This window comes from Lentzea indica (genome assembly GCF_012184385.1).
GTDB lineage: Bacteria > Actinomycetota > Actinomycetes > Mycobacteriales > Pseudonocardiaceae > Lentzea > Lentzea indica.
In genome coordinates this window covers 1-792 of sequence record NZ_VSRL01000586.1, presented here as the reverse complement: position 1 = coordinate 792, position 792 = coordinate 1, and the positions used below count along the sequence as shown (strand labels likewise).

At 74.5% G+C, this 792-nt stretch carries 1 protein-coding gene; it reads right to left on the bottom strand.

Going from position 1 to position 792, the window contains the following annotated elements; all coding sequences use genetic code 11:
* A partial coding sequence (locus tag FXN61_RS49770) for an ACP S-malonyltransferase (RefSeq protein ID WP_167980680.1) occupies window positions 1–792 on the bottom strand: 792 nt, incomplete at both ends.

Here is a 792-nt window from a genome sequence, read left to right as displayed (position 1 = left end):
CGTCGGTCGGCAGGGCCGGCGTGTCCGGGGCGATCTGCTCGACCAGTCCGGTCAGCACGCGGCCGGGGCCCACCTCCACCACCAGGTCGGCGCCGGCCGCCGCCTTCGCAGCGGCCTCGGCGAACCGGACCGGGAACAGCACCTGGTCGCGCAGCAGCCCGCGCAGGTCCGTGCCGGGGCGCAGGACGTCCGCGGTGACCGTCGAGACGACGTCACGGGTCAGCGGAGCGAAGTCGAACTCGGTGAGCCGCTCGGTCATCGCGACCGCAGCCGGTTCGACCAACGGCGAGTGGAAGGCGTGCGACACCTTGATCCGGACCGCGGTAACCCCTTTGGCGCGCGCCCGCTCGCAGACCCGGTCGACCGCGTCGGCCGGTCCGGACAGCACTGTCTGTTGTGGACTGTTGTAGCCCGCGACGACCACGTCCTCACCCGCGGCGAACCGGAGTGCCTCGGCGGGAGCGGCCGCGAGGCTCGCCATGCCACCCCCACCCCTGCTGGCGTCAGCCATCACGCGGCCGCGGATCGCGGCGAGGTCGAGCACCCGCTCCTCGGTGAGCGCCCCGCCCCAGTGCAGTGCGGTCAGCTCGCCCAGGCTGTGACCGACGGCGGTGTCCGCGTCGATCCCGAACTCGCGCAGCACCCGCAGGGCCGCGAGCGACCAGGTGACGATCCTGGGCTGCGCCACCTCGGTCGCCACCTGGTCACCACGGGCCGGCAGATCGGCGAGCCGGAACGCGTCCTCGGCGGAGGCGAACCGGCGCCGGACTGCACCCGCCGTCCCCCGGCCGG